At 68.1% G+C, this 25,692-nt stretch carries 27 protein-coding genes; 13 read left to right on the plus strand and 14 right to left on the minus strand.

From position 1 onward, the window contains the following. Positions 1 to 178: 178 nt before the first annotated feature. Entirely contained in the window at positions 179 to 1,870 is a 1,692-nt protein-coding gene (locus tag OC550_RS14085) for a metallophosphoesterase (RefSeq protein WP_262106526.1), read from the minus strand. 152 nt (positions 1,871 to 2,022) lie between these two features. Beyond that, entirely contained in the window at positions 2,023 to 3,750 is a 1,728-nt protein-coding gene (locus tag OC550_RS14090) for a hypothetical protein (protein WP_262106527.1), read from the minus strand. A 208-nt stretch (positions 3,751 to 3,958) separates the two neighbouring features. Here OC550_RS14090 and OC550_RS14095 point away from each other — a divergent pair, with 208 nt between their 5' ends. Continuing rightward, positions 3,959 to 4,258 carry a hypothetical protein gene (locus tag OC550_RS14095; RefSeq protein ID WP_262106528.1) on the plus strand — a complete coding sequence of 100 codons (300 nt, stop codon included), beginning with the start codon at positions 3,959 to 3,961 and terminating at the stop codon, positions 4,256 to 4,258. A gap of 47 nt (positions 4,259 to 4,305) precedes the next feature. Here OC550_RS14095 and OC550_RS14100 read toward each other — a convergent pair whose 3' ends face one another. Beyond that, positions 4,306 to 4,608 carry a helix-turn-helix transcriptional regulator gene (locus OC550_RS14100; protein ID WP_262107173.1) on the minus strand — a complete coding sequence of 101 codons (303 nt, stop codon included), beginning with the start codon at positions 4,606 to 4,608 and terminating at the stop codon, positions 4,306 to 4,308. A gap of 132 nt (positions 4,609 to 4,740) precedes the next feature. On the opposite strand from OC550_RS14100, the gene OC550_RS14105 reads away from it, so the two are divergent. Then, positions 4,741 to 5,181 (plus strand): ArsI/CadI family heavy metal resistance metalloenzyme, encoded by a 441-nt coding sequence (locus OC550_RS14105; protein ID WP_262106529.1) that lies wholly within the window; start codon positions 4,741 to 4,743, stop codon positions 5,179 to 5,181. A 287-nt stretch (positions 5,182 to 5,468) separates the two neighbouring features. Here OC550_RS14105 and OC550_RS14110 read toward each other — a convergent pair whose 3' ends face one another. From OC550_RS14110 to OC550_RS14130, 6 genes are all read right to left on the minus strand, one after another. Continuing rightward, complete coding sequence (locus tag OC550_RS14110) at positions 5,469 to 5,951, minus strand: TspO/MBR family protein (protein WP_262106530.1); 483 nt, start codon at positions 5,949 to 5,951, stop codon at positions 5,469 to 5,471. A 46-nt stretch (positions 5,952 to 5,997) separates the two neighbouring features. Then, complete coding sequence (locus OC550_RS22315; protein ID WP_306556937.1) at positions 5,998 to 6,327, minus strand: EamA family transporter; 330 nt, start codon at positions 6,325 to 6,327, stop codon at positions 5,998 to 6,000. 69 nt (positions 6,328 to 6,396) lie between these two features. Further along, a complete protein-coding gene (locus OC550_RS22320) occupies positions 6,397 to 6,939 on the minus strand; it encodes a DMT family transporter (protein WP_306556938.1) in 543 nt (180 codons plus the stop codon). Next, on the minus strand, positions 6,936 to 7,556 hold the full coding sequence (locus OC550_RS14120; protein WP_262106531.1) for a TetR/AcrR family transcriptional regulator: 621 nt from the start codon (positions 7,554 to 7,556) through the stop codon (positions 6,936 to 6,938). The genes OC550_RS22320 and OC550_RS14120 overlap by 4 nt, the downstream gene beginning before the upstream one ends. Before the next feature lie 124 nt (positions 7,557 to 7,680). After that, positions 7,681 to 8,367 carry a FadR/GntR family transcriptional regulator gene (locus tag OC550_RS14125; RefSeq protein ID WP_262106532.1) on the minus strand — a complete coding sequence of 229 codons (687 nt, stop codon included), beginning with the start codon at positions 8,365 to 8,367 and terminating at the stop codon, positions 7,681 to 7,683. Beyond that, positions 8,364 to 9,611, minus strand: coding sequence for a CynX/NimT family MFS transporter (locus OC550_RS14130; protein WP_262106533.1), 1,248 nt, complete (start codon positions 9,609 to 9,611; stop codon positions 8,364 to 8,366). Before OC550_RS14130 ends, OC550_RS14125 begins: the two co-directional genes overlap by 4 nt. A gap of 149 nt (positions 9,612 to 9,760) precedes the next feature. Here OC550_RS14130 and OC550_RS14135 point away from each other — a divergent pair, with 149 nt between their 5' ends. After that, complete coding sequence (locus tag OC550_RS14135; protein ID WP_262106534.1) at positions 9,761 to 10,015, plus strand: type II toxin-antitoxin system Phd/YefM family antitoxin; 255 nt, start codon at positions 9,761 to 9,763, stop codon at positions 10,013 to 10,015. Continuing rightward, a complete protein-coding gene (locus OC550_RS14140; protein ID WP_262106535.1) occupies positions 10,012 to 10,443 on the plus strand; it encodes a type II toxin-antitoxin system VapC family toxin in 432 nt (143 codons plus the stop codon). Before OC550_RS14135 ends, OC550_RS14140 begins: the two co-directional genes overlap by 4 nt. A 4-nt stretch (positions 10,444 to 10,447) precedes the next feature. Here OC550_RS14140 and OC550_RS14145 read toward each other — a convergent pair whose 3' ends face one another. Genes OC550_RS14145 through OC550_RS14155 form a run of 3 tightly spaced genes read right to left on the minus strand, consistent with a single transcriptional unit; the run spans position 10,448 to position 13,354 of the window. Further along, entirely contained in the window at positions 10,448 to 11,317 is an 870-nt protein-coding gene (locus OC550_RS14145; protein WP_262106536.1) for an ABC transporter permease, read from the minus strand. After that, positions 11,304 to 12,260, minus strand: coding sequence for an ABC transporter ATP-binding protein (locus OC550_RS14150; RefSeq protein WP_262106537.1), 957 nt, complete (start codon positions 12,258 to 12,260; stop codon positions 11,304 to 11,306). Before OC550_RS14150 ends, OC550_RS14145 begins: the two co-directional genes overlap by 14 nt. Then, positions 12,257 to 13,354, minus strand: coding sequence for a sigma-E factor regulatory protein RseB domain-containing protein (locus OC550_RS14155; protein WP_262106538.1), 1,098 nt, complete (start codon positions 13,352 to 13,354; stop codon positions 12,257 to 12,259). Before OC550_RS14155 ends, OC550_RS14150 begins: the two co-directional genes overlap by 4 nt. 259 nt (positions 13,355 to 13,613) lie before the next feature. On the opposite strand from OC550_RS14155, the gene OC550_RS14160 reads away from it, so the two are divergent. Next, on the plus strand, positions 13,614 to 14,756 hold the full coding sequence (locus OC550_RS14160; protein WP_262106539.1) for an acyl-CoA dehydrogenase family protein: 1,143 nt from the start codon (positions 13,614 to 13,616) through the stop codon (positions 14,754 to 14,756). Between the two features lie 102 nt (positions 14,757 to 14,858). Continuing rightward, complete coding sequence (locus OC550_RS14165; protein WP_262106540.1) at positions 14,859 to 15,485, plus strand: uracil-DNA glycosylase; 627 nt, start codon at positions 14,859 to 14,861, stop codon at positions 15,483 to 15,485. A gap of 47 nt (positions 15,486 to 15,532) precedes the next feature. Here the strand turns inward: OC550_RS14165 and OC550_RS14170 are convergent, their stop codons facing one another. Then, entirely contained in the window at positions 15,533 to 15,805 is a 273-nt protein-coding gene (locus OC550_RS14170) for a hypothetical protein (protein WP_262106541.1), read from the minus strand. A 295-nt stretch (positions 15,806 to 16,100) separates the two neighbouring features. Between OC550_RS14170 and OC550_RS14175 the strand changes: the two genes are divergently transcribed. After that, the gene (locus tag OC550_RS14175) at positions 16,101 to 16,517 is read left to right on the plus strand and encodes a ChaB family protein (RefSeq protein ID WP_262106542.1); all 417 of its coding nucleotides are present in this window, start codon (positions 16,101 to 16,103) and stop codon (positions 16,515 to 16,517) included. 124 nt (positions 16,518 to 16,641) lie between these two features. Next, a complete protein-coding gene (locus OC550_RS14180) occupies positions 16,642 to 17,625 on the plus strand; it encodes a S1C family serine protease (protein WP_262106543.1) in 984 nt (327 codons plus the stop codon). Between the two features lie 6 nt (positions 17,626 to 17,631). Here OC550_RS14180 and OC550_RS14185 read toward each other — a convergent pair whose 3' ends face one another. After that, positions 17,632 to 18,402 (minus strand): DUF2637 domain-containing protein, encoded by a 771-nt coding sequence (locus OC550_RS14185; protein WP_262106544.1) that lies wholly within the window; start codon positions 18,400 to 18,402, stop codon positions 17,632 to 17,634. 278 nt (positions 18,403 to 18,680) lie between these two features. Here OC550_RS14185 and cofD point away from each other — a divergent pair, with 278 nt between their 5' ends. Genes cofD through OC550_RS14210 form a run of 5 tightly spaced genes read left to right on the plus strand, consistent with a single transcriptional unit; the run spans position 18,681 to position 25,435 of the window. Further along, entirely contained in the window at positions 18,681 to 19,748 is a 1,068-nt protein-coding gene (gene cofD, locus OC550_RS14190; RefSeq protein WP_262106545.1) for a 2-phospho-L-lactate transferase, read from the plus strand. Between the two features lie 25 nt (positions 19,749 to 19,773). Then, positions 19,774 to 22,488: a bifunctional FO biosynthesis protein CofGH gene (locus tag OC550_RS14195; RefSeq protein WP_262106546.1), complete on the plus strand. Its 2,715-nt coding sequence runs from the start codon at positions 19,774 to 19,776 to the stop codon at positions 22,486 to 22,488. Next, entirely contained in the window at positions 22,479 to 23,246 is a 768-nt protein-coding gene (gene cofC / locus OC550_RS14200; RefSeq protein ID WP_262106547.1) for a 2-phospho-L-lactate guanylyltransferase, read from the plus strand. The genes OC550_RS14195 and cofC overlap by 10 nt, the downstream gene beginning before the upstream one ends. Before the next feature lie 24 nt (positions 23,247 to 23,270). Next, complete coding sequence (locus OC550_RS14205; protein WP_262106548.1) at positions 23,271 to 24,116, plus strand: coenzyme F420-0:L-glutamate ligase; 846 nt, start codon at positions 23,271 to 23,273, stop codon at positions 24,114 to 24,116. Continuing rightward, positions 24,113 to 25,435 (plus strand): MFS transporter, encoded by a 1,323-nt coding sequence (locus tag OC550_RS14210; protein WP_262106549.1) that lies wholly within the window; start codon positions 24,113 to 24,115, stop codon positions 25,433 to 25,435. The genes OC550_RS14205 and OC550_RS14210 overlap by 4 nt, the downstream gene beginning before the upstream one ends. Positions 25,436 to 25,692 lie beyond the last annotated feature (257 nt).

A 25,692-nucleotide genomic window follows, 5' to 3' on the forward strand; every position in this document is an offset into this window, starting at 1 on the left:
TAGAGCCCCGTGAAGGGACATTCGTGATCGTGCCCGATGCTTGTGGTCCCACGAATTATCCCGTCAGGCGGCTGGTTGCGTCCAGCACTCGCCCCGGCTTATCGAAGCTGCCTGCCGGCGGAACGGCGGCGTCCAGGACCCCGTCTCCGCGGAGCCCTGGACCGCCGTCGTCATTGCCTTACTTGGCGAGCGGGTTGGGGATGGTGACAGAGCGGACGACGCTGTTGACGTCGTTGGTTCCCCCGGCGCCGGCGACGCCGAAGTCGCGCCCCTCGATCACCAGGCGATCCTTGTACACGTCCACGGTGAGGCCCCGGTTGATGTCCCGGGTGACGATCTCGTTGATGCCGGCCGTGTCCTCGCCGCGGGCGTCCCATTCGACCTGGACGGCGCCGGTGTTGACCGCCCAGAAGCCGTCCGGGTGGCCGCCGTCGGTCCGGCGCTGGGCGGCCCAGTCGCCCAGCTCGAAGGGATAGTGCGTGTGCCCGTTGAGCATGACGGCGTTCGGATAGTCGCCGAGGATGCCGGTCAGCTGGTCGTTGTGCTCGTAGCTGTTGTGGTACCAGGGGATCCACGATGCGGACGCGGTATCGCCCAGCGGGAAGTGCGAGATGACCAGGACCTGCTTCCCCTCCTCGGTCCAGTGCGCCAGCCGTTCCTTGAGCCAGTCGATCTGCTCGGCGGACATCGCGACCTCCGGAGGACGCTGCTCCTCCTGGCCGAGGACCAGGACCGGGACCTCCCCGCCGGCGCCTTCGAGCACGTATTCGTCCCACACCCGGTCACGCTCGGCGAAGGCCAGGAAGCGGTCGCGCAGGACCTCCCACGGCTCGCCCGTGTAGCTCTCGTGGTTGCCAATTGCCGCCGCTACGGTGTCGGGGAGGATCGAGGCGCTGTCATCCATCACCTTGTTGATGTCGTCCCACTGGGCTTCGCTGCCCGAGGCCACGATGTCGCCGACCATCAGCAGGCCGGCGGCGTCGGGCCGGACGGCGTTAAGGTCGGTGAACGCGTGGGCCAGGTCCTGCGGCTGGCCTTGGATGTCGCTGACCACCCAGGCGCTGGTCGGGTCCTCGGCGGCCTCGGGCAGGGCCTGCCGGACGGAGACCGAGTCGATCGCCCAGTACCAGCTGTTGGCTTCAGCTTCGAAGTTCCAGCGGAAGACAGCCTTCTTGGCGCCCTCCGGCACATCAACGGCCACGGTCTCGTTCGCGTTGATGACCGAGCCGTCGTAGCCGTCCTTCACCGACGAGCTGTCGTAGCGGAGGATCTCCTGCTGCTTGCCGGAGCCGTCGAACTCGACGGTCACGGACGCGGACTGGCCCTTCCAGCCGCGGTAGTGCGAGTCGAAGCTCAGCTCGATGGCGGACTCGCCGGCAACCTTGATCTCTTCCGAGGACAGCGTGGTCTTGAAATTGTGAGGAGCGTTGTTGCGGTCGGCGAACTCATCCGAATCGGCCACGGCCATGACGTTGTCGGCGCGGGCGAAGCGGTTCCGCATCTGGTCCTCGGCGTCGATCCAGAAATCGCGCGTGGTGAAGGACCAGCCGCGCCACTCGTCGACACCGACGCCTGCCATCGAATCGTCGTTCTCCACGGCCCAGCCCTTCGGCGCGGTGTGCGTGAAGCCCACGGTTCCGTCCGTGATCTCGGGATCGTTGGACCGCGCCTGGAGGTTCTTGGCCAGGTCGTTGAAGCTCTGGCGGTAGAGGACGCCGTCGGTGGGACGGGTGTTGACCGGGTCGGCCTTGTGGACGCCGGCATCCGGCGCTGCGGTCGCCACGGAGGTGGCGCCAATGGCCAGCGGCAGAACGACGGCGAGGGCGAGCGCGCTGCCGAGCGCGCGTCTGCGGGACTTGGGAGAAAGCATTGGGGGGTGCCTTTCATGCGAGTGGAGTGACCTCTCGACGCTAGGCAGGGCTCCCGAACCGAAGGGCACGGCTTGGCGAAGTTCCGGTGAACTGGAAGAGTACGACGGCGGCTGGCGGGCTGAGTGCCGCCAGCCGCCGTCGCCGGTGTGCATCAGATCGTTGTCACATCGTGCGGCACGAGTTCGTGCAATTCGATGCCACCGCCCGGGAGGTCCCAATAGTGGAGTCGGCGGGCAGCCGGCGCGTTGACTTCGACGGACATCCGCCAGCATTTGGCATCGTCCGCAGAACGGATTACAGGCGCATCGTCGCCGCCATCGCCGGTCCGCAGTTGATGGAGCTGCCGCGCCTGCATCCTCGCGGCCCGTCCGACGAGCAGATCAACCAACGCCTTGAGTGCCTTCCTCTGGTGCTCTTCCGAATGCCCGTAGAAGGATGCCAAGAACTTGGGCCCGACTGCGAAGTCCTTTAGCCGGAGAGCGGATTTCTCCGCCCCGGACACCCGCTCCACCCACGCCAGGTACAGCTCATGCCGGAACAGCTCCTCCTGCGTGGCAAACTGCGCGGAACGATCCTGCAGCCGGCTCAATTTCCGTTCGGCGGCGCGCATCCGCTGCTGAGTGTCCATTAAGCGGTTGATCGTTCGCCTAGAATCGCCCCGCAACTTCTCGACCTGGGCCGCCCGGTCCCGTAGCTCATGCTGCAGCTGACTCACTTCTGCCAGGAGTACAGCGATCTCCTGCTCGGCCGCGCCCTGTCGATCCGCGGCACCACGGAGAAGCCGGGCTTCCGCGCGCGCCGCCTCCAGCTGCTGCTGGACCTGCTTCAAAGCCGGGCGAGGGGCCGGCTGCGCACTTTCCGTGGCTAGTGGCACCTTCCCGATACCCTGCTGCGCCTCTGCGTCCTCGGCTTGCTCTGCCAACTCGTTCGAACTCGGCGGCAGCAGGTTCCTGCCGAGCTTCAACCATGGCGTGCCGCCCTGCACCAGCACCGGAGCCTGGACCGGCATTTCGTCGTCGTCAATGTCAATGAGCGAAAGCTTGGGAACGCCTACTTCCTTCCTCAGGCGCGCAATGACGACATCGCCCGGAGTCAGCAGTTCATCGGCTTGGTCCAATGGATTGGAGCTGATGTCGCCCAGCGGAACGTTGATCGTGGTCCCGGGAAGGAGTGTCAGTCCGGCGCTGTCCGAAGTGGCCGACTCCACCAGTACCAGCACCAGCGAGCCGAAGTCATAAGCCTGAGTCAGCCGCGGAACCTCCGCGCCCGGGTCGATGACCAAAACTCGCGAGTCCGTGTCAAAGCGCCCGCGGATTTGCTGTCCGGCCGCAAGAACCCAGTCCAGCCTTACTCCGGGAAGCACGTCTTCCTGGCGAACCGTGCCGCGGGTGCCGTCCGCGAACTCGACCAGAGCGCGCTGCCCGCCACCGAGGAATCCTGCAACGGTGCCGGACCGGACGGTTGGCCCGAGCGGGCGTTCCGCCTCGACTTGCTTCCGGACCGACGGCGGAAGAGGAAGCCTCTCGACGATCTCGATGAGTGCATCGGCCGCACTTTTCAGCTCAGTCTTCCGGTTGGCCACGACGTAACGCGTAGGGTTCCCGCTGCCCAGCGACATTTCCGCCGGATAAGCACGCGCTGAATTGCCATAAACGCTCCAACCTTCAGGCAGCACGTCGGACAATTCCCAAGTCTTTCCCTCGCCACGAACCACCACGACGTCGGCGAGTCCGTCCAGCTCGGCGCCGACATACTCGGCGTCCAGGTGCAGCAGACCGGAATCCGTCCGCTGCGAGATGACGACGAGATGCTTGTCCCGCCGGGCGCGGATGCGCTCAGCCAGTTCCGCACCGCTTCGTTCCCAAATGTCTACCACCATGATCCGGTCCCCCAACCTGTTCCCTGGAACTGCCCGAAGAGACAGCCCGCCCAGCTTTCAAGGTACGTCCCGGGTCTGACAAAATTGCTGGGCAGCCTAAGCCGCCCCGCTTCCGAGCCCGCCGAGGACAACATTCGCGTTCCGCCCCTTTCCAGCAGAAAATTCCGCGTAGACGCCCGTAGGCAGACACCGCCGTCGCACTGAAGGGGTGGACGGGAAGAAGGGGACGCGGCGCACGACCTTTCGGGCGGCGATGCCGCGCCGCTACCGCGTGAGCCTGGCCTTGTTCGCGGCGATTACGATGATGGCCGCCCGCCTGCAGTTGCGGGAAAACGGCGTTCGCATCTCGGTCGCCGGCCTGTTCTCCACGGAAGCTCGGTACCAGGACATTTCGGACGTAGCTGTTGGTCCGGCTACCGGGCTGCTGCTAGTGTCCTGCGCCAGACCGGAGGAGTTCATCGAGTGCCTGGACCTCGCCCGTGCCGGCGGAGGGGGCACCAGAGACTAACGGCTACAGCCTCGGGCTACACAGGCTGAAGCGCAAAGATGCGCCTCTCATGCGCCGGCGCTGGAGATGAGTTTGCCGAGCGAGTCAAGCACCTCGGACTCAACCTTGTAGTAGACCCACACGCCGCGCTTGCTCCGCGCCAGCAGCCCGCTCCGGTGCAGCACCTTCAGGTGGTGGCTGATCGTCGGCTGGGATAGTTCGAAGGCTTCGGCCAAGTCGCACACGCAGGCTTCCCCGCCCTCGTGGGAAGCCACGCGGGCGAGCAGTTGGAGCCGGACCGGGTCCGCCAGGGCCTTCAGCAGCGCCGAGACGCGCTCGGCTTGGGGTCCGCTCATCGGCTCCCGGGTCATGGGCGTGCAGCAGGCGACCGCTTCCGCGGGATTGAGCTCCAGGACAGATTTAGACACACATAGATATTGACATCCATCTATCTCCGGTGGCAACCTCATGACATAGACAACCATCTATCTATAGGAGCAGCCATGTCCCGCCTGCAGCTCGCCCTCAACGTCGACAACCTCGAGGAATCCGTGGAGTTCTACTCGCGCCTGTTTGACACCGCGCCGGCCAAGCGCCGGCCAGGGTACGCCAACTTCGCCGTCGCCCAACCCCCGCTCAAGCTGGTGCTCATCGAGAACCCCGGCAAGGGCGGCTCCCTCAACCACCTCGGCGTCGAGGTCCAGGACACCGCAGCAGTCGATGACGAACTGACCCGGCTGGCAGGCCACGGCTTTGCTGCGGCCGAGGAGCGCGAGAGCACCTGCTGCTATGCCAAGCAGGACAAGTTCTGGGTGCAGAACACTCCCAACCATGAACAGTGGGAGATCTACACGGTCCTGGCCGACAGTCCTACATTTGACGCCCAGGGATGCTGCTCAACCTCGAAACCCGGCACATCATCGGCCGCCGATGCATGCTGCTGAAGCGAGGAGCTTCCGAGGCTCAGCGCGGCGGTCCCGAGTGCCGCAACGGCGCAGTTCGCACGCCTAGCTCAAGATTTCCTCAAGATTGGCTCAAGAAACCGCTTCCTGGTCACACTCAACTCACTATTGGCATAGTGTCCATGCAAGTGCCACAGCATCCCCCTGCCGAGTGGCACATCCGACGCCGGTGACGTGCCTTGGCTTTCCGCCGGCATGAGGTCGGAGCGCTGTCCTGTCCGCGTCCCCCCGCGGGCAGGACAGCGCCCTCAGGGGTCCCGTTCCGCTCGTCAGGCCCGCGGGTTCCGCCGGGCGATGGCGGTGGTGAGCACGGTGGCAAAGATGCACCACAGCGCGTAGGGTGCCAGCGCGGCGCCCGAGGCCCGGGAGACGCGCGCCGTCCGGCGCACGAGGTCGGCGCTGCTGGCGGCCAGCAGGGCGCACTCGGCGGCCGCGCTCCACGGATGGCGGGCCCGCCAGAAGAGCCAGCTCCAGCCCGCGTTCAGCACCAGGTTGGCGGTCAGCGCACGGAGGTACCGCCGCCGTTCTGCCTCCAGGCCGCGACCCTCCAGCCCGTCCAGGGCGGCGGCGGCGGAGAGGGCGAGGTCGGCGTAGAGTGCGGTCCAGACAATCGGGAACGCGGCCGACGGCGGCTGGAACGGTGGCTTGCGCAGGCTGCGGTACCAGGCGCTGGACGGATCCGTGGCGACCGAGCCGGATACCGCCGTGGCGGCGACGGCGGCGGCGGTTTTGGCGATGGTGGATGCACGCATGGGCTGTCTCCTGGCGTTCGGCTTCGGGCTGTCCTTGCCTGACAGGCTAGGCCCGGACCGCCGGCGGCACCAGTGCCGCGCGGCCTTCCGCCTCGACGTTGGCCGGCGCGAAGGCCAGGACCACCAGCGCGGCGCCGATGACGGACAGCCCGGCCCAGCCGAGGACCGACAACCGCTCCCCGACGACGAGGACCGCCAGCACCGCCGCGACGGCGGGTTCGGCCAGCGTGAGAGTGGTCGCGGTGCTCGGCCGCACCCGCGCGAGCCCGAAGCCGAAGAGGAAGTACCCGGCAAACATGGGGATGAGCGCCATGTAGGCGGCCACCGCGAACGACGGCGGCGAGGCCACCAGGGGCGCGCCGGTCACCACGAGCACGGGGACCAGGAGCGTTCCGCCCGCCCGAAGACCGCCCCATGGAGGCGGCCCGCCCCACGCCTTGCTGCATCAGCCGGTGCACGATCCACGAATAGACGGCATAGGTGATGCCTGCGACCAGGCCCAACGCGATGCTGGCGATGGTGCCCGGCGCCGAGGCCGACGCCTCCCTGCGCGCGACGCACAGAGCAGCGCGCTGCCGGCGATGCCCAGGAGCGCGGCGAGCATCCACCAGCGGCTGAGGGCCCTGCGCTCGAGCAGCCGCTCCAGCAGGCCGGACGCAAGCGGCGCCGAGGCCAGCGAAACGACCGTGCCGATGGCAACGCCGCCCAGGTACATCGAGCTGTAGAAGGCCAGCGGGTAGATGGCCACAGCCAGGGCGCCGACCGCAATCAGTCCCGCATTCACCCGCAGTCGGCTTACGGATCGGCGAAGCGCGGGGACTGCAATGGCGGCCTGCAGCAGCCCGCCGATACCGAGCGCGGCCGCCCCGATGGCCAGCGGCCCGGCGTCTGGCGCGAACGTTGCCGCCGTCCCCGTGGTGCCCCACAGGAACGACGTGACCAGGATGGCGAAGGTGCCGGTCGCGGCGCGGTTCATCGTGCCGCTCACAGTGCGCCGAGCATTCCGGCGGCGAACTCCTTGGCGTCGACCAGCCGCCGGGGCCCGCCTTCCAGGCCGGCCCGGGCCATCGCCCCCTCCAGCAGGAAGCAGAAGTGTTCGGCCAACTGGTCGGCCCGGGGCCCGTCGGTCAGCCCGCGGAGATGCCCGGCCAGGATCTCCTCGACCTGCTCCTTGTGCCGGCGCACCGCGGCGCGGGCGGGATCGTCGGCGGTGAGTTCCGCGGCGGCGTTCAACAGACCGCAGCCGCGGAAACCGTGCTCGTAGCCGGACTCGGCATGGTCGAGGTAGGCGTCGAACACGGCGAGGATCCGCTCCTGCGCCGTGGCCTTGTCGGCCACCCGCGCCTCGTAGAGCCCCAGCCATTCCTCGTGCCGGGCCTCGACGTAGGCCTCCACCAGTGCGGCCTTTGACGAAAAGTTGTTGTAGAGGCTCATCTTCGCCACGCCCGCGGCGGCCGTGATCGTGTCGATTCCCGTGGCGGCAATGCCGTTGGCGTAGAACCGCTGCGCGGCCGCCTCGAGGATCCTGGCCCGCGCCGAGCTCTTCGGCGCGGAGCCGCCCTTCAACGCCGCAGCCTTCCCCGAGCCGCTCTTCACCGGCGCCATCCTGCGTCTCCTCCCGGGCATGCCTGCATTAGGTAGGTCAGTCTACCTAATACTTCGTGGCGCACCAAGAGGAGACTCCGGCATCCTTACCGCGTGCATGGAGCAGGACCCTCCCCGAGTCAGGCTATTTCCGGCGCGGCATCCACTGCAGGCAGTAGCCGAGGTTGGCAGTGACGCTTGCCGCCGCCGCATCCTCGTCGCCGGCCGCAATCGCGTCCGCCAGGTCCTCGTGGCCTGCCCGCAGGCACCCGTCGAACCCGTCGCGCAGCCGCTGGGCCATCTTGGTCCCGTGGAAGACGTCGCCGAAGCTCGAATACAGCTCATGCAGCAGCGAGTTTCCGGACGCCGCCGCCACGGCCTCGTGGAAGTCCCAGTCCGCGGCGATCCATTCGGCCAGGTCCTGCTGGTCCCAGGCCCGCCGCCGCCTGGCGAGCATTTCCCGCATCGCCGCCACGGCGCCGTCGTCCGCTGACTGCGCGGCGAGCCGGGCCGCCTGGGTGTCCAGGGCGAAGCGGACCTGGAGCACGTCCTCGTCGTCGTACTCGCGATAGGCGCGGCGGGCGGTGCCGCTGATCTCGCTCGTGGCACGCACATAGGTGCCGTCGCCGCGGCGGACCTCCAGCATGCCGGCATGGGCCAGCGCCTTGATGGCCTCGCGCAGCGTCCCGCGGGAGACGCCCAGGCGCTGCACCAGTTCCGGCTCGGACGGGATGCGCTGCTGCAGGGGCCACTCCCCCGAGGCGATGGCTTGCCGCAGCCGGGCGGTGACTTCGTCGGCCAGCGGCGGCCGGCCCAACTGGCCCGAGCTCATGACTGCGCCTTCCGCTCCGGCGCCGTGATCCAGAAGCACAGCAGCATCTGCAGGACCGACCCGGCCAGCATCAGCACCAGGGACGGCGTCCAGGAACCGGCGGCGTCGTGCAGTATGCCGAGGCCGAACGGGCCGGCAGCGGCGAATAAATAGCCGACGGACTGGGCCAGCGTGGACAACGCCGTGGTCTCCGCCGCGCTGGAGCCGCTGCGGCTGATCACCAGCATCAGCAGCGGAAACACCCCGAAGCCGAGGCCGAGCAGCACTGCCGAAATGAGGCCGAGCTGCGCCGGCAACACCAGCAGCGCCACGTAGCCGGCCAGCGAACAGCTCGCCGTGAGCACGAACGCCGGGCGCAACAGGCGCGGCCGCGTGGCCATCGCGAGCAGCACGATCACCGCCGGAATCGAGAGCACCTGGACCACGGCAAGGATCAGCCCGCCGGACGCCGCGTCCAGTCCGCGCGAGACCATGATGAACGGCAGCCAGCTCATCAGCGCGTAGACCAGCAGCGCCTGGATGGCGAACAGCGCGGTGGCCAGCAGGCCCTTCCGGGTCCTCAGCAGCGGCCACGGGGAAACGTGCCGCTTCCCGCCGGCCAGCGGGCGCGGGCGGGAGGTGACGCCCAGCGGCAGGAACGCGGCCAGCGCCACCGCGGCCAGGATGGCCCAGGCGGCGAGCCCTCCGGTCGGGGAATCCAGCTGGGCGGCCAGCGGTACGCTCGCCGCGGCGGCCATCGTCGCGCCGGTCGCCATCGTGATCGTGAAGGTCCCGGTCAGCGCCGACGTCCGGTGCGGGAAGTGCTCGCGGATGAAGGAGGGCATCGCGACGTTGCAGATGGCCAGTCCGGACATCGCCACCACGGTGCCGGCCAGCAGCAGCCCCACCGACTCGAATCCGCGCAGCGCCAGCCCGGCAACCAGCAGCCCGAGCGCCAGGGCGATGGAACGCTCCAGCCCGATCCGCCCGCTCAGCCAGGCGGTGGCCGCCCCCGCCACGGCGAAGCAGAGCACCGGGATCGTCGGCAGCAGCGACGCCACCAGCGGCCCGTAGCCCAGCAGCTGCTGCAGGCCGTGGAACAGCGCCGACGCACTGGTAATCCCGGCGCGCAGGTTCAGCCCAATAAGGACGACGGCGGCGACCGCCAGCCAGGCCGTCCACCGCCGGCGCGGGGCGGGGACGTGTTCATCAAGTTCGGGGGCAAGCGTCTCATCCAGCGCCTGGCCCAAGGTTTCGGAAGCCACCCCCAAACATTAGACGTCTGATGTTTCGAGCGCCAGTGCAAACTTGTATAGCCCAGCGACAGAGGGTCGAGATCCGAAACATAGGGGTGGCGGCAGCACGAGGTTGAGGCTACAGTGACCACAAATATGTAGCTACAAATGGAGCAGGCATGGGCGTCGGTATCCGGGACCTGAAAAACCATCTGAGTCGGCACCTTGCGGAGGTGCGCGCGGGAAGATCCATCACCATCACGGATCATGGGCGGCCGGTCGCCCGTTTGGTGCCATTGGAAGGCGACAGCGTGTTCGAACAGCTCGTCGCGGAGGGCAGGATCACCCCGGCAGCCGGGCCGAAGAGGCCTTCGACCGCCCCGCTGGACATTGGAAGCGCAGTCAGCGATCTGTTGCCTGACCAACGCGGATGATCACGTACTGGGACACGTCCGCCCTCGTCCCGCTCTTGGTCGAGGAGCCCGCCTCGGCGGGATGCCGCCGGCTATGGGACGCCACATCCACACCGGTTTCAACCCGCTTGCTCTACGTGGAGGCGGCCGCTGCCCTTCACCAGGGATATCGGATGGACCGGATGAACTCCTCACAGCTCCGGCACGTACTGCGGGAACTTGATGCCTATTGGACGAATTTCAGCGTCATAGAGATGGATGACCGGCTCACGCGTTCCGTCGCCGAAATGGCCGGCGAGCACGGGCTTCGGGGATACGACGCAGTACATTGCGCGGCCGGGCTCGTGGTAGCCGGGGATCCGCTTGCCGTCCTCGCGTCGGGCGACGGCAAGTTGCTGTCCGCATGGCGTGCGTCGGGAGCGGCGGTCTTTAGCGCCGGCCAGGATTGAAGCTTCAGGACAGAACGTCCTTCGTGGCAAAACGGCTGCCGGCGAGCGCGCAGAAGACGGCGATATAGCCGCCCTGCAGCAGCGCGTTGGCGCCGAAAGAGTCCCAGGAGATGGGCTGGCGGAGCAGGTCGGCGAATCCGACCCAGTGGTTCGTGAAGAGCCAGGGATGCAGCCAGTCGAGCTGTGGCAGGGCGCCGAGGATCTGGGCGACGACGGCGAGGACGGCGGTGGCGGCCATGGCGCTGACGGGCACTTCGGTGAGAGTGGAGATGAACAGGCCGATGGCGGCGAGCCCGGCCAGCGACAGACTGACGTAGGCGGCGACCAGCAGCAGCCGCAGCACCGATTCGCCCACGCCGATGGTGTCGCCGGAGAGCAGCGTCACCGGCCCGACGGGGAAAAGTGCGACGCCGACCAGCATGCCGGCGGCGACGATGGTGAGGGCGGCGGCGATACAGAAGGCGACGGCGGCCGCGTACTTGACCGCTAGCAGCCGGATCCTGCCCGCCGGGGCGGCGAGCAGGTAACGCAGCGTGCCGAGGTTGGCCTCGCCGGCGATGGTGTCCCCCGCGGCGACGCTGATGGTCAGCGGCAGGAACAGCGGGATGGAGACGACGGTGCCGGTCAGCGCGATGAACAGTCCGTTCTGGGTGACCCGGTCGAGGAAGGGCGGCCCGTCCCCGGGTTCGACGTCCTCCGCGGTGAGCCGGACGGCGAGCCCGATCAGGACGGGGACCGCGGCCAGCGCCGCCAGCATCGCCCACGTCCGCCAGCGACGGAACAGCACGCCGAGCTCGGAGCCCAGCAGCGCCCAGCCGGCCGACGAGCGCGGCCGGACGGGCGCTGGTGGGGCCGCCTGCTCACTGGACAACATCGAACCCCTCCCCGGTCAGGGCGACAAACCGCTCCTCGAGCGTGCTGTTTTCCACGGCGAAACCGCGGACCCGGACGCCCTCGGCGACCAGCGCCGCCACGATCTGCTCGGGCAGCAGGCCGTCGGCCAATGGCGCGGTCAGCTGCTCCCCGCTCCCTTCCAGACTCACCCCCAGCTCCAGCCCCAATCCCCGCAGCACCCGCGCCGCGTCGGCGAGGTCCGGCGTCGTTAGCTTCACCCGCGCGCGGCCGGAACGCCGCAGGCTCTCCAAGGTCCCCTGCGCCACGAGGCGGCCGGCGCTCATGATGGCCGCGTGCGTGCAGATCTGCTCGACCTCGGCCAGCAGGTGGCTGGAGACGAAGACCGTGGTTCCCTCGGCGGCCAGTGAGCGCACGAGGTGGCGCACCTCGCGGGTGCCTTGCGGGTCCAGGCCGTTGGTCGGCTCGTCCAGCACCAGCAGGTCGCGCGGCATCAGCAGGGCGTTGGCGATGCCTAGCCGCTGCTTCATGCCGAGCGAGTAGGCGCGCACCTTCTTGCCGGCAGCGTGCGAGAGCCCGACCCGCTCCAGCGCGCCGGCGACCCGGGCGCGGCGGGTCCGGGTCGGGGCGTGCCGGTCGGCGGTGTCGAAGCGGCGCAGATTGTCGGCGCCGGAGAGGAACGGGTAGAACGCCGGTCCCTCGACCAGGGCGCCCACCCGCGGCAGCACCTCGCGCAGCCCGGCCGGCATCTGAAGCCCCAGCACGCGCACGCTCCCGCCGGTGGCGCCGGCCAGCCCGAGCATCACGCGGATGGTGGTGGTCTTGCCGGAGCCGTTGGGCCCGAGGAAGCCGAACACGGCACCGCGCGGGACGGCCAGATCAATATTGTCGACGGCGGCCTGCCGGCCAAAGCGCTTGGTCAGGCCGCGAATTTCGATCGCGGGTTCATCGGAGGCGCCGCTCACCGGCCCTCCGCCGCCGCCTGCAGCCGCTCCGGGGTGACGGATCCGGCGAACACACGGCCGTCGTCGGTCAGCAGGACGTTCACCAGCGCGGTGGACAGCAGCCGCCCGCCGTCGACTTTCCGCAGGGCTTGGGCCATGGCGGGCGAATCCGCCCATCCCTCCGGCAAGCTCGTTGCAGAAAGTTCGACGACGGTGTCCCAGCCGTCTCCGGTCTTCGTCGCCTTGCCATCCGGGTGCTGCGCGTCCGCGCGGTAGTCCCGGGAGTTCCGGTCGCCGTGCCTCGCGGCTTGGTCCGGCACGACGTGTTCGGTGACGCTGGCGCCGGCCGGCGGCGTGAAGTCGAAGATCCCCTCGTCCGGGGCGCCGAGGCTCAGCTTCGTGTAGGCCAGCGCGAACGCCGGCTCCTGCTGCCCGCGCGCCTGCACGTCCACGCTGAGCGGCAGGCCGGTTTCGGAGTCCACGGCGATCGCGACGGAATCGACCAGCGTGTCGGCGCTCTCGGGATCCAGCAGCAGCTGGTAGGCGTCCCGCCCGGCGACGCGGACATCCTCGCCCACGGTCACCAAGGTGCTCGGCTCAACCGCTTCGAGGAAACGGCTGGCCAGCCTCTCCGGCGTGTACCCGGCGTCGTCCTTGGACTTGTCCGGCGCGGATTCCTTGGCCGCGCGGTCCGGCAGCAGCGCGTGGACCGCCTCATTCTGCCGGGAGCTGTAGAACCAGACGTCCCGGCCGTTGCGGACCACGTCCCGCTCGGCCAGCCGGTCCAGCACCTGCATGCGGGCCTTGTCATGTCCGTCGAGGTAGACGCGGGCGCTGTGCGAGCCGGTCAGCAGGTCCAGCGTGGCGGCCGCGGAGGGCCCGGAATCCGTTCCCTGGGTCTCGGGCAGCTGCGGCAGGCCCAGCTGCGAGGTCTGCTCCACCGTGCCGGACAGCTGGCGGACGTCGGTACCGGCGGCCAGGGCCAGCACCTCTTGGGGTGTCTTGTCCGGCAGGTCGGTCGCAGCCCCCGCCTGGACGGTGCCGACGACGACACCGCCTGCGATCACGGCGGGAACCACCGCAGCGGGCAGCCAGCGCTTTGATGAACGTGCCATGGCGATCGACCTTTCGACCTTACAAGCCTTCTTCCAGCCTACGCCGGATCGGCCGCGGGCTCACCTATTGATTCGATGGCCGGCGTACCTGTTGTCAGGCCGGTTGCCCACCTCCGGTCATGCCTCATGCTTGCCTGTTTTCACAGCCGCAGGTGCACCTGTTGTCAGTGCTGCGGGGGCGTGCTGTAGTGGTGTGAAGCAGACATTTCCGGTTTCCGCGGCCGCTCGGCCGCCGGCCGGGTCATGCAAGGGGGCGTAGATGGGCGCAACACGGCTGCTGCCGTCGGAGGAGGCGCAGGACCTCGTGGAACTGGCCCGCGAGCTTTCCGGGAAGGAACTGGCGCCCCGGGCGGCCGCGGCCGAACGGGCCGGTGAATTCCCGCGGGAGGTCTACCGGACGCTGGGCCGGGCGGGCCTGCTGAGCCTTCCGTACGCAGAGGAATACGGAGGCGGCGGGCAGCCGGCCGAGGTCTACCTGCAGGTGTTCGAGGAGATCGCCGCGGCCTGGGCGAGCGTCGGCGTGGGCGCGAGCGTGCACGCGCTGTGCTGCTTCCCGCTCGCGACCTTCGGCACCGAAGTGCAGCGCAAGACGTGGCTGGCCGACATGCTGTCCGGCGAGACGCTGGGCGCCTACTGTCTGTCCGAGGCGCACGCCGGCTCCGATCCCTCGGCGCTTCGCACCCGGGCGGTGCGGCGCGGCGACGGCTACGTCATCAGCGGGGCGAAGGCATGGACGACGCACGGCGGCGCCGCGGACTTCTACGTCGTTTTCGCCCGCACGTCCGACGATCCGCGCCATGGTATCTCCTGTTTCCTGGTGCCCGGCGGCGCGGAGGGCCTGAGCGCGGCGCCGCCGGAGCACAAGATGGGCCTCACCGGATCCGTCACGGCCACCATGAATTTCGACGGCGTTTACGTGCCGTCCGAGCGACTCATCGGGCGGGAGGGGCAGGGCCTGGCGATCGCCTTCGCCGCTCTGGACTCCGGCCGGCTCGGCATCGCGGCCGTGGCCACCGGCTTGGCCCAGGCCGCCCTGGACCTGGCCGTCTCCTACGCGAAGGAGCGCGAGGTGTTCGGCAAGCCGCTGATCGACCATGAGGGCCTGGCCTTCCTGTTGGCGGACATGGCCGTCGGGGTGGAGACGGCGCGGGCCATGTACCTGTCGGCGGCCCGCCTGAGGGACGCCGGCCGCAGGTACAGCCGGGAGGCGTCGATCGCCAAACTCGTGGCCACGGACAACGCCATGGCGGTCACCACCAACGCCGTGCAGGTCCTCGGCGGCGCCGGCTATACCCAGGATTTCCCAGCCGAGCGGTACATGCGCGAGGCCAAGGTCATGCAGATCTTCGAGGGCACTAACCAGATCCAGCGCCTGGTGATCTCGCGGCAGCTCGGCCGCTGATTCGCCCCGTCATATCGGTCGCCGATGACCTTCCGTGCCAAAACAGCATAGGCTGGGAGAAAGAACGTCCGCTCTGATCCAGGGGGTTTGATGGCACGGCGTATGGCTGAAGAACAATACCGGGCACAGCAATGGGAACGGCGGTTCGATTCCAATATCAAGGCCGTCAACCTCCTCTGCGACGAGCTGAGCCAGGAAGCCGGGGAGCGGCCCGTCCCGTATGTGGACCCGATGCACGACCTGGACGAGTGCCGCATCGTCAGCCTGTCGTCGACCCCGGGAGCGGGCGTCGAATCGGGCTTCATCTCCTGCGAGAACGACGATGACAGCGCCGCCCGCCTCGCGGCCGTGTACGAAGAGGTCGGCCTCGAACCCCGCTTCGTGATGCCGTGGAACGTCTACCCCTGGTATGTCGCCGACAAGCAGGACGCCAAGCTCACGAAGGCGCAGATCACCGAGGGCCTACAGCCCTTCCGGCGGTTCCTGAAGACGGTCGAACGTGCTTCCGCCGTCGTGGCGCACGGCGCCGAAGCCCATAAGCTCGCCGGCATGCTGGACCGGACGGCGGACCGGCATCTCTTCGCCCGCGGGTTCAAGATCTACCGCGTCAGGTCCGCCGGGGGCCGTGCGTTCATCGGCAGCCCTGAGCAGCAGCAGGCGTGGCTGCTGGAGATGCGGGACGCTTACTGGGATGCCATGGGCCGGGCGGGAATTCGTCCCGCCCGCTAACGGAAGCGCAGGCCCGCCAAGGGCAGCCCAAGCCAGCTAACCGGCGCTCAGGCAGCGCCCTTCAGGGCGCTCGGCGCCTCGTCGAGGGCCAGCAGCCGCCGGGCCTCGTTCAGGGCGGGCTGCGAGTCCTTCTTGCCGAGCTGGGCAAGGGTCAGCAGATTGGCGATGCGCTGTTCGCGCCGCATTCCCGAGACTTCGTCGGCGAATTCGATCATGGCGATGACACGTGCGTGGGCACGGCGCCCGCGGGCCTCCGTGCTGGCATCGTCGGCGTCGATATCCCCCAAGATAGCGATCGCCTCATGCAGGCGTGCATTCATTGTTGTGTTCCTCCAACACCCCATCGGTGGAAGCATTTGTTCAGACAACTGCTTTTATTGCTCCACCGAACCATATGCGACTTCCGTCACGTTGGGAACAGGTCGGCGGAAATCAACCGGAAAACTACCGGTTCTTTCCTTCTGTTGCGCCCGGTTGCCCCGCATGACGGCACCGCCGCGGCCTCCCGGCGAGCGGGCGGCCCCGGGTCCGCGCGCAGTCTTGGCCTGCGGCGGCAACTGTGCAACCTTGGAAGATGAACGTTCCAACCGCACAGTGTGAAAGGACGTGGTCCGGATGCCGAAGACGGACAAGAGCGGCAAGCCGAAGAAAAGCGAACTGCCGAGCACGCTGAAGAAGTCCGGCAAGAAGGCCCAGGAGACGTTTGCCAAGGCCCACGATTCCGCCGCCAAGACCTACGGCGACGAGGAGCGCGCCCACCGGGTCGGCTACAGCGCGCTGAAGCACACACATGAGAAGGTCGGCGACCATTGGGAGCCCAAGGACCACCCCGGCCCCTCGGACCAGCAGGCCAAAGGCGGCAAGGACACCGCGCGTCCCACCAAGGGCGGCGTCGACGCGAACGCCTCCAAGGAGCACCTCTACGACCTGGCCAAGAAGCTGGACGTGCCCGGCCGGTCCAAGATGAACAAGACGGAACTGGTGGACGCCGTCAAGAAGGCGAACGACCGGGAAACCCGCAAGTCGCGCTGACCCGACGGCCGCCGTCGTCCGGTGCCGCAGGGCGGCCGGAAGTTCACTGAAGGCGTAGCGCCGGCGGGGATCAAACCCGCAGACTCTGCTGTTCCATTGAGAACAAGCAGTGCCGGAGGTGCCCGTGAACGCGATCCCAGAACCACGGATTGAGCCGTCCCGCGATGCCGTCGATCCGCTGGATTCGTACTCCGAATCGGTGGTCCGGATCGCGGAGACCGTGACGCCGCACGTCGCGGCCGTGCAGATGGAAGCACGACGCCGGGACAAGACTTTCCCGACCGGCGCGGGCTCTGCTGTGGTCTTCACGGAGGACGGTTATCTGCTCACCAACGCGCATGTGGTGGTGAACGCCGACGGCGGGCACGCGGCCTTCGCCGACGGAACCCGGACCGAGGTCGACGTGATCGGCGCGGATCCGCTGTCCGATCTGGCCGTGCTGCGCGGGCGGCTCACCGTGCCGCAGCCGGTCGAGCTGGGCGACGCCGGGCGGCTGCGGGTCGGACAGCTGGTGGTCGCGGTGGGCAATCCGCTGGGCCTGGCCGGCTCCGTGACCGCGGGCGTGGTCAGCGCGCTTGGCCGCTCCATTCCGGTGGCCGCCGGCCGGAACCGGCGCGTGATCGAGGACGTGATCCAGACGGACGCCGCGCTGAATCCGGGCAGCTCGGGCGGCGCGCTGGCCGACACGGCCGGGCGGGTGGTCGGCATCAACACCGCCGTCGCCGGAATCGGGCTGGGCCTGGCCGTGCCGATCAACAGCACCACCCGGCGCATCATCTCCGCCCTGCTGGTCGACGGGCGCGTGCGCCGCGCCTACCTTGGCCTGGTCAGCATGCCCGTTCCGCTGTCCGCGCGGGATGGCCTCAGGACCGGCGAGCGGCAGGGGCTCCGCGTGGTCGAAGTGCTGCCGGGCTCTCCCGCCGAACGTGCCGGGCTGCGCGCCGGCGACCTGGTGGTCCGGGCGGGCGGCCAGCCGCTGGCGAATGCGCAGAGCCTGCAGCGCCTGCTCTTCGCCGACGCGATCGGCGCCGAGTTCCCGCTGGACGTGCTGCGCGACGGCGGCCTTCGCGAGCTCATCGCCGTGCCGCAGGAGATGTCCGCGGGCTAGGCGCCATTAGGCCCGCGCATCCTCCCGCGCCGATTCCTGCTCCAGCCCGGCCGGAGCCAGCGCCTGGACCGTCTCGTCGTAGAGCGGCGCCGCGCCGTCCGACGGCAGGGGCCGCCCGGCATCCTCGCCCGTCCCGGCGGCAGGCCGGGCCTGAGGCTTGCGGGCCGGCGCGGGCGGCATGGCCGGCTCCAGGTCCGGCGCCGCCCCGTATGCTGCGTCCGCCAGGCGCGCCTCGTCCACCTCGGCAAGCTGCCAGTCCTCTTCATACTCGTGCGCGTAGTAGCCGCTCGCAGCCAGCTCTGCCTCCGCGAGCGCCTGCTCCTCCGCACGCAGCTGGGCCACCTCGGCCTGTTTCTGGTACATGTGCACGGTCAGGTGGGTGATGGCAAGCAGCACCACGGGAGGCATTGCCGCCACCAGCGCGGACACCAGCGGCGGAATGTCCGTGGCCAGCCTGTCGACCGTCAGGATCGCATGCACCGAGTTCGCCGCCGTCGAGACGATCGCCCCGAAGAACAGCAACGCCCACGGATAGATCATCGCCCGGCGGTCGTGGCCGTTGAGCGCGACGATGGCCACGGTCGCCGCCACGATCATGCCGTCCACGATGATCGGCCAGATCCACGCCAGGTGCGCCTCGATGCCCGACCGCTGCGCCAGATCCGTCAGCGCCGCGAAGGACAGCACGAAAGCGCCGATGGCGATGACCACCGTGGCGCCGACGGCGGTCCACAGCACCGCCTTGTGAGGTTCGTTCGGAATCTTTCCGCTGCTCATCGAAGTCCATGCCTAGCTGTTTGTCCGGCGGCGCTCCGGCCGCAGGCGGTGATTACGCCCCCAAGAAGAATACCGAGCCATGCATCCTTTCATCCGCCGGTCATGTCGATGAGCCCGATTCCTGGCGGAGCACCAGAGCCTGGATACGCCGTCATCCCGGGCAGCCGCGGCCGCTGGCCCTGCCCCGCCGTCATTTCTTCCACGTTTCATCTTCATATGCTAATAATGATCATAGATAGTTGTTGTGATTCAGAGCACAAGAAGGAGGGGGCTCGGCGGTGGAAAAAATAACCGTCTTGTCCGGCGGAGTCGGAGGCGCGCGTTTCGTGCAAGGACTACTGGCGCATTTGGCAGGAGCATATCCTTCCGACGCCGGTCAGGAATCCGCGGTGGACGTAACTGTTATCGCCAACACCGGTGACGACATGTGGCTAAACGGACTCCGGGTGTGTCCGGACCTTGACACCCTTATGTACACTCTGGGCGGCGGAATCGACGAGAGCCAGGGCTGGGGCCGGACGGATGACAGCCGGCGGACGGCTCGCGAGATTGCCGCCTACGGGCGGGGCTGGGACTGGTTTACGCTTGGCGACCTTGACCTCGGAACCCATATTGTCCGCTCCGAACTCCTGCGGGAGGGCGCGACGTTGAGCGAAGCGACCGAATTCTTGTGTCGGCGCTGGCAGCCCGGCGTGAACCTTCTGCCCATGAGCGACGAGCCGGTGGAGACCCACGTTCGGCTGGCCGAGACGGTGGACGGGCATCTGGAAGGAGACCTTATCCATTTCGAGGAATGGTGGGTCAGGTACCGGGCAGGCGTCCCCGCGGCCGGATTCGTCCAAGTGGGGCTGGAGTCGGCCACCGCGGCACCGGACGTTGTCGACGCGATCCTGGACGCCGACGTCGTGCTGGTCCCGCCATCCAACCCGGTGGTATCCGTGGGCACCATACTGGCCGTGCCTGGCATCCGCGAAGCCATATGCAATACAAGCGCTCCGGTTGTGGGCGTCTCCCCCATCATCGGCGGCTCCGCGGTACGCGGCATGGCGGACCAGTGTCTGGCAGTCATCGGGGTGACGTCCAGCGCGGCCGCTGTCGGACTGCATTACGGCGCCAGAAGCGCCGGCGGACTGCTGGACGGCTGGCTAGTGGATACGGCAGACGAAGCTGCCCTTGCACCGCTCAGGGATGCCGGGATCCACTCGGTCGCTACGCCGCTCTGGATGACCGATACTCCGCTGACGGCCGCCATCGTCTCTGAAGCCCTCGCTCTGGCCGAGCAATCGGGCGCGCAGCATAAAAGTCCCGCCCACCGGCCTCGCCTTGCCAGCCCCGCAATTATCTGAAAACCAGACCGCAGGAGTCGCGACAATGAACGAGAATAAGCCTTTTGTTCCCTCTGAAAGCGCCATTCGGCGTTCGCTGCGGCGCGCCGAGGACGGCGTGACGCTGAACGCGATCGAGGCGGAGACGTTGCTGCATGCCCGGGGTGAAAATCTGGAACGGCTGCTCACAGCGGCGTCGCGGGTGCGTGATGCGGGACTTGAAAAGGCTAAACGGCCCGGGGTAATCACCTACTCGAAAAAGGTCTTTATCCCGGTAACGCATCTTTGCCGGGACCGTTGTCATTACTGCACGTTTGCCCAGACGCCCGGGCAGCTGGCCAAGGCGGGCAAGTCCCTGTTCCTGTCCCCGGATGAGATTCTGGACGTCGCGCGCCAGGGCGCCGCCTTGGGGTGCAAGGAGGCACTGTTCACTCTCGGGGACCGTCCGGAAGATCGTTGGCCGGCTGCGCGGGAGTGGTTGGACGCCCACGGTTACGACTCCACTCTGGACTACGTTCGGGCCATGGCGATCCGTGTTTTAGAGGAGACGGGGCTGCTGCCGCACCTGAACCCCGGCGTGATGTCGTGGGAAGAGATCCAGCGGCTCAAGCCTGTCTCACCGTCAATGGGAATGATGCTTGAAACCACGGCTACAAGGCTCTGGTCGGAGAAGGGCGGGGCGCACTACGGCTCCCCCGACAAGGACCCGGCCCTGCGTCTGCGCGTACTGGAGGATGCAGGGCGTTCGAACGTGCCGTTCACCACTGGGGTGTTGCTGGGCATCGGTGAAACCTATGCAGAGCGGGTGGAGGCCGTCTTCGCCATTCGTGCCGCCGGCCGACGGCACGGCCATATCCAGGAAGTGATAGTGCAGAACTTCCGGGCCAAGGACGCCACCGCCATGATGGGTGCTGCGGACCTGGGGTTGGAGGAGTACGCGGCCGCCGTAGCCGTGACTCGGCTGGTGCTAGGACCCAAAGCACGGGTACAGGCACCGCCGAACCTCACGGACGCGGACGAGCTGTCCTTACTGGTCCGGGCAGGAATAGACGACTGGGGCGGCGTCAGCCCGCTGACCCCGGACCATGTGAACCCGGAGCGGCCCTGGCCGCATTTGGACGACTTGGCGAGACTGACCGCGGGCGCCGGATTCACTTTGCGAGAGCGGCTCACCGTTCACCCGTACTTCGTGCATTCCGGTGAACCATGGATCGATCCCCGTGTGCTGCCCCATGTGAAGGCGTTGGCCGCCCCGGACGGACTCGCGAACGAGGATGCGAGTCCGGTGGGCCGGCCGTGGCAGGAGCCGGACCCGGACTGGGCGGACGTTGGTACCGGGCGGGTGAACCTGCACACTGAAATCGACACCGAGGGGCGTACCGGCGACCGGCGCGGGGACTTCGACGCCGTGTACGGAGACTGGAATGCGTTGCGTGAGGAAGCAGTTGCCGCCCGGCGGCGTGCGCCCGGCAGCGGCGGCCACCAGGTACGGGCCGCACTCGCCCGCGCAGAGAACAATCCGGCTGGCCTGTCGGACGCCGACTATCTGGCGCTGCTCTCCGCCGAGGGCCCCGAGCTGGAGGCCCTCGCTGCCTTGGCCGACCAAGTCCGGGCCCAGACTGTGGGCAACGACGTGGGCTATGTAGTCAACCGCAACATCAACTTCACCAACGTCTGCTATACCGGCTGCCGGTTCTGCGCCTTTGCCCAGCGCCGCACCGACGCCGACGCCTTCACCCTGTCCATGCAGCAGGTCGGCGACCGCGTCGATGAAGCGTGGGCGATCGGCGCGACCGAGATCTGCATGCAGGGCGGCATCCACCCCGACCTGCCGGGTACCGCCTACTTTGACCTCGCCCGTGAGGTCAAGAAGCGCCAGCCGGACATCCACCTGCACGCATTCAGCCCCATGGAAATCGTGAACGGGGCCGCCCGAACCGGGCTGTCTTACGAAGACTTTCTCACCGAGGCCAAGGCGGCAGGGCTGGACACAATTCCGGGCACCGCGGCGGAGATCCTCGACGACGATGTGCGCTGGATTCTTACCAAGGGCAAGCTGCCGGCGGCCGCTTGGATAGAAATTGTCTCCACCGCCCACCGGTTGGGCATTCGGAGCAGTGCCACGATGATGTACGGGCACGTCGATAACCCGACCCACTGGGTGGATCATCTGCGCACGCTGTCCCGGATTCAGGACGAGACCGGCGGCTTCACCGAATTCGTGCTGCTGCCTTTCATCCACACCAACGCGCCGGTGTACTTGGCCGGTATTGCCCGGCCCGGGCCGACCCTGCAGGAGAACCGTGCCATCCACGCCGTCGCCCGCCTGATGCTGCACGGGCGGATTGACCATATCCAGACCTCCTGGGTCAAGCTCGGCAATCGTGGCACCTCGCTGATGCTCCAGGGCGGCGCAGATGACCTCGGCGGCACCCTCATGGAGGAAACCATCAGCCGGATGGCAGGAGCCGACAACGGCTCTGAAAAGACAGTTACCGAACTTGAGCAGCTGATCCGGAGCATCGGCCGCACTTCCTGGCAGCGCACCACAGAATACGGCACACCGACGGCGGAACGTCTCGCGACGGCCCGCAAACACGCCGATACGGGCTTCGCCGCAACCGGCAAATCGCTGAAAGTCCTGCCGGAGGCCGCCGATGCAGGCCGCATGCCTGTCGGCACCGTCCCGGTCTCCCTCGGCATGCCCGGGCTTGGACAGCCGGAACAGGATCGTCTGGAAGGAGTGCTCTCATGCCGCTGACACGCACGTCGAGGGCGCCGGTCGGGCCGTGGACCCTCGTGGTGCCCTTTAAAGGAGGCCCCGAAGCCAAAAGCAGGCTCGGGCACGCCTCGCAGGCCAGCCCCGGATTACGTCCCGACGTGCGCAGCCGCCTCGCCCTCGCCTTCCTGTCCGACACGGTCGCTGCCGCTCGGGCCGTCCCCGAAGTGGCGGACATCGTGATCGTCTCCTCCGACGCGGCCCTGCTCACCGCCATCCCGGACATCATTCTGGTCGCCGACCCCGGACAAGGACTCAACGCCGCCGTGACGGCGGGCATCGAATGGGCCAGCGCACAGGTACCGAACCGCCCGATGGCCGCACTGACCGGGGATCTGCCCTGCCTTCTTCCCCATGATCTGGCCGCGGGCCTCGCCGCGGCCAGGGAACACCCGCGTTCCCTGGTGGCGGACCGCCACGGTACTGGCACGACTCTGCTCACCGCCCTGCCGGGCCAGAAGCTCATCCCCCGGTTCGGCACCGGCTCGTGCCACGCCCACACCCGCGCCGGTCATGCTCTGCTCCCCATCCCGGGCGCCTCCACGCTTCGCCTGGACGTCGATAGCGTCGAGGACCTCAACACGGCGCTTCGCCGCGGCACGGGCCACCACACCCGCTCCACCATGCTGCGCCCTCCACCCCGCGCTTACGGCGCCCGCCTGTCCGACAATCACCCACCCCTCATTGCGGCAGCCGTCAGATCCGCTCGGCTGGCTGCTTCTGTCCTTCCGGTTCCGTAACTCCCACCCTGCAGAGGTACCCACATGTCCGGCCTTTCCATCACCGCACTTGACGGCATCCCAGAAATCGGCCCTGGCGACGACCTGGCGGCCCTCATCGGAGATGCCTTCGCCGCCTCAACCGAAGGCCTCCGAGGCGGTGACATCCTCGTGGTCACCAGCAAGATCGTCTCCAAGGCCGAGGGCCGCCAGGTGCCCGCCGTCGACCGGGAAGCGGCGATCACCGCCGAATCCGTGCGCCTGGTCGCCAGCCGCGCGCATCCCGGGGGCATGACCCGCATCGTCGAAAACCGGCAGGGGCTGGTACTGGCCGCCGCCGGGGTCGACAACAGCAACACCCCGGACGGCACCATCCTGCTGCTGCCCAAGGACCCGGACGCTTCGGCCCGCAGACTCTGCCTGGCCCTGCGCCAACGATTCGGCGTGGCCCTGGGCGTGATCCTCAGCGACACATTGGGCCGCCCGTGGCGTGAAGGCCAGACGGACGCCGCAATAGGTGCCGCAGGTATCCGCGTCCTCGAAGACTACCGGGGAACACGCGATGCCCACGGCAACCTTCTCGCCGTCTCCGCCGCCGCCGTCGCCGATGAAATCGCAGGCGCAGCAGACCTCGTCAAGGGCAAAGCCGCCGGCCGGCCCGTCGCCCTCGTCCGCGGACTGGACCACCTCGTGCTCCCCGAGCCCGACAGTGCCGGCCCGACCGGCACTGCGCGCGGGTTGGTCCGAGCAGCCGAAAACGACATGTTCCGGCTCGGCAGCGATGAAGCGTACGCCCTTGGATTTGCCGACGGACAAGCAGCAGCGGCAGCCCTACAACCAGTGACCAGCGCCGTTCCCGAAGAGGCGGCATCCGGACGGATCAGCAAATGACAGCCGAGGTATCCGCTTCCGAGACATCCCGGGGCCGTGCGGGTTCCGCTTCCAAAAGGGATATCCGCCGCATTGTCGCCGGTGGGGTGGCCGGCCAAGTTGTCGAGTTCTACGACTACGCGCTCTACGGGCTGCTCGCGGCATCGATCGCACGGGTCTTCTTCCCTTCCGGCGATCCGGCCCTCGGCATCCTCTCGGCCTTCGCCGTCTTCGGCGTCGCCAACTTCATGCGGCCGCTCGGCGGGCTCGTCCTGGGACCGCTGGGCGACCGTGTGGGCAGGCGGACGGTTCTTGTCATCTCGGTCACCACCATCTCCATCAGCACCTTCCTCGTCGGGGTCTTACCCACCGAAGCCGCCATCGGCGTGGCGGCGCCCATCCTGCTGGTACTGCTGCGGCTGGCTCAGGGATTCTCCGCCGGCGGTGAGGTCATCTCCGTGGTCACATACATCTCGGAGCACGCGCCGGCGAAGCGCCGCGGCTTCTACACTTCCTTCCTCCAAAGTGGTGCGACGTTCTCCTTCCTCATGGCCTCCGCTGTCGTCCTGCTGGTCACGGCGTGGGCACCCGGCGATGCGTTCGATGTTTGGGGCTGGCGCGTGCCATTCCTGCTCGCGCTTCCCCTGGGCGGGGTGGCCATCTACCTCCGGTTGAAGCTCGAGGAAAGCCCCGTCTTCATCCAGCTCCGGAGCGAAGGCGAGCTGTCCAAGCGGCCCTTGCGCGAGGCCCTTTTCGAGACGCCGTGGCTGATCGTCCAGGGTATCGCCGTCGTGGCGCTGACCTTTTCAGCGAACTTCATCTTCCTGTCCTACTTCCCCACGTACCTCAAGGGGCAGGGGTTCACCAGCCAGGATGCCTTCCTGGCCACCACCATCGGCCTCGTCGCCAGCGTGGCACTGCACCCGGTGGTCGGGTTGCTGTCCGACCGCTTCGGCCGGAAGCAGGTCGCCGTCGCCTCGGCAGTCTTCTTCTTGCTGCTCAGCTGGCCGCTCTTCGTCATGCTCTCCTCCGGCTCCCTGGGCCTGGTCATCCTGGCCCTCGGTGGCATGGCGTTGGGCCTGGGCGGCGCCGTGGCGGTCCTGATCTGCTTCTTCACGGAGTTCACGTCGTCGAGGACCCGGATGGCCACCTTTGCGATCGGATACAACATCGGCGGCGCGGTGTTCGGCGGGACGGCATTGTTCCTCGTCCAGCTTCTCGTGATACAGACCGGAGATGCCCGTTCGCCGTCCTACTTCCTCATGTGTGCGGCAGCGATCACGCTGGCCGCGCTCCTGACTATCCGCAGCTACGCTAAACCCGGCGAGGCGCTGCGCTAGCAACCCAACTGCAACGCGAGTTCGACGGCGGGGCCAGCCTCATGCCGGCCCCGGCATGTGCCGGCCCGCCATGTGCCGGGCCGCCTTATGACGGCCCGCCTTACGCCGGGCCCTGCCATGCTCCCGCAGCTTGCCTCCGAACCTGCCTAGGGGATCCTCCTTGCGCCCGGCTTCGTTGCCTTCCTCCCTGGGCTGTCCCCCACCGCCCATGGACCCGCCGACCCGGTTATCGATCCTCCCGACTCCCGGCTCCTGCC

It is taken from the genome of Arthrobacter sp. Marseille-P9274, assembly GCF_946892675.1.
In the GTDB taxonomy this organism is placed as follows: domain Bacteria; phylum Actinomycetota; class Actinomycetes; order Actinomycetales; family Micrococcaceae; genus Crystallibacter.

Coding starts and splice junctions, on each gene's coding strand:
- OC550_RS14090 (WP_262106527.1), bottom strand. CDS start 3,750: ATGGTGGTAGACATTTGGGAACGAAGCGGTGCGGAACTGGCTGAGCGC.
- OC550_RS14165 (WP_262106540.1), top strand. CDS start 14,859: ATGGCTGAAGAACAATACCGGGCACAGCAATGGGAACGGCGGTTCGAT.
- OC550_RS14100 (WP_262107173.1), bottom strand. CDS start 4,608: ATGACCCGGGAGCCGATGAGCGGACCCCAAGCCGAGCGCGTCTCGGCG.
- OC550_RS14085 (WP_262106526.1), bottom strand. CDS start 1,870: ATGCTTTCTCCCAAGTCCCGCAGACGCGCGCTCGGCAGCGCGCTCGCC.
- OC550_RS14170 (WP_262106541.1), bottom strand. CDS start 15,805: ATGAATGCACGCCTGCATGAGGCGATCGCTATCTTGGGGGATATCGAC.
- OC550_RS14140 (WP_262106535.1), top strand. CDS start 10,012: ATGATCACGTACTGGGACACGTCCGCCCTCGTCCCGCTCTTGGTCGAG.
- OC550_RS14135 (WP_262106534.1), top strand. CDS start 9,761: ATGGGCGTCGGTATCCGGGACCTGAAAAACCATCTGAGTCGGCACCTT.
- OC550_RS14210 (WP_262106549.1), top strand. CDS start 24,113: ATGACAGCCGAGGTATCCGCTTCCGAGACATCCCGGGGCCGTGCGGGT.
- cofC (WP_262106547.1), top strand. CDS start 22,479: ATGCCGCTGACACGCACGTCGAGGGCGCCGGTCGGGCCGTGGACCCTC.
- OC550_RS14105 (WP_262106529.1), top strand. CDS start 4,741: ATGTCCCGCCTGCAGCTCGCCCTCAACGTCGACAACCTCGAGGAATCC.
- OC550_RS14160 (WP_262106539.1), top strand. CDS start 13,614: ATGGGCGCAACACGGCTGCTGCCGTCGGAGGAGGCGCAGGACCTCGTG.
- OC550_RS14110 (WP_262106530.1), bottom strand. CDS start 5,951: ATGCGTGCATCCACCATCGCCAAAACCGCCGCCGCCGTCGCCGCCACG.
- OC550_RS14125 (WP_262106532.1), bottom strand. CDS start 8,367: ATGAGCTCGGGCCAGTTGGGCCGGCCGCCGCTGGCCGACGAAGTCACC.
- OC550_RS14120 (WP_262106531.1), bottom strand. CDS start 7,556: ATGGCGCCGGTGAAGAGCGGCTCGGGGAAGGCTGCGGCGTTGAAGGGC.
- OC550_RS14145 (WP_262106536.1), bottom strand. CDS start 11,317: ATGTTGTCCAGTGAGCAGGCGGCCCCACCAGCGCCCGTCCGGCCGCGC.
- OC550_RS14185 (WP_262106544.1), bottom strand. CDS start 18,402: ATGAGCAGCGGAAAGATTCCGAACGAACCTCACAAGGCGGTGCTGTGG.
- OC550_RS14155 (WP_262106538.1), bottom strand. CDS start 13,354: ATGGCACGTTCATCAAAGCGCTGGCTGCCCGCTGCGGTGGTTCCCGCC.
- OC550_RS14175 (WP_262106542.1), top strand. CDS start 16,101: ATGCCGAAGACGGACAAGAGCGGCAAGCCGAAGAAAAGCGAACTGCCG.
- OC550_RS14205 (WP_262106548.1), top strand. CDS start 23,271: ATGTCCGGCCTTTCCATCACCGCACTTGACGGCATCCCAGAAATCGGC.
- OC550_RS14195 (WP_262106546.1), top strand. CDS start 19,774: ATGAACGAGAATAAGCCTTTTGTTCCCTCTGAAAGCGCCATTCGGCGT.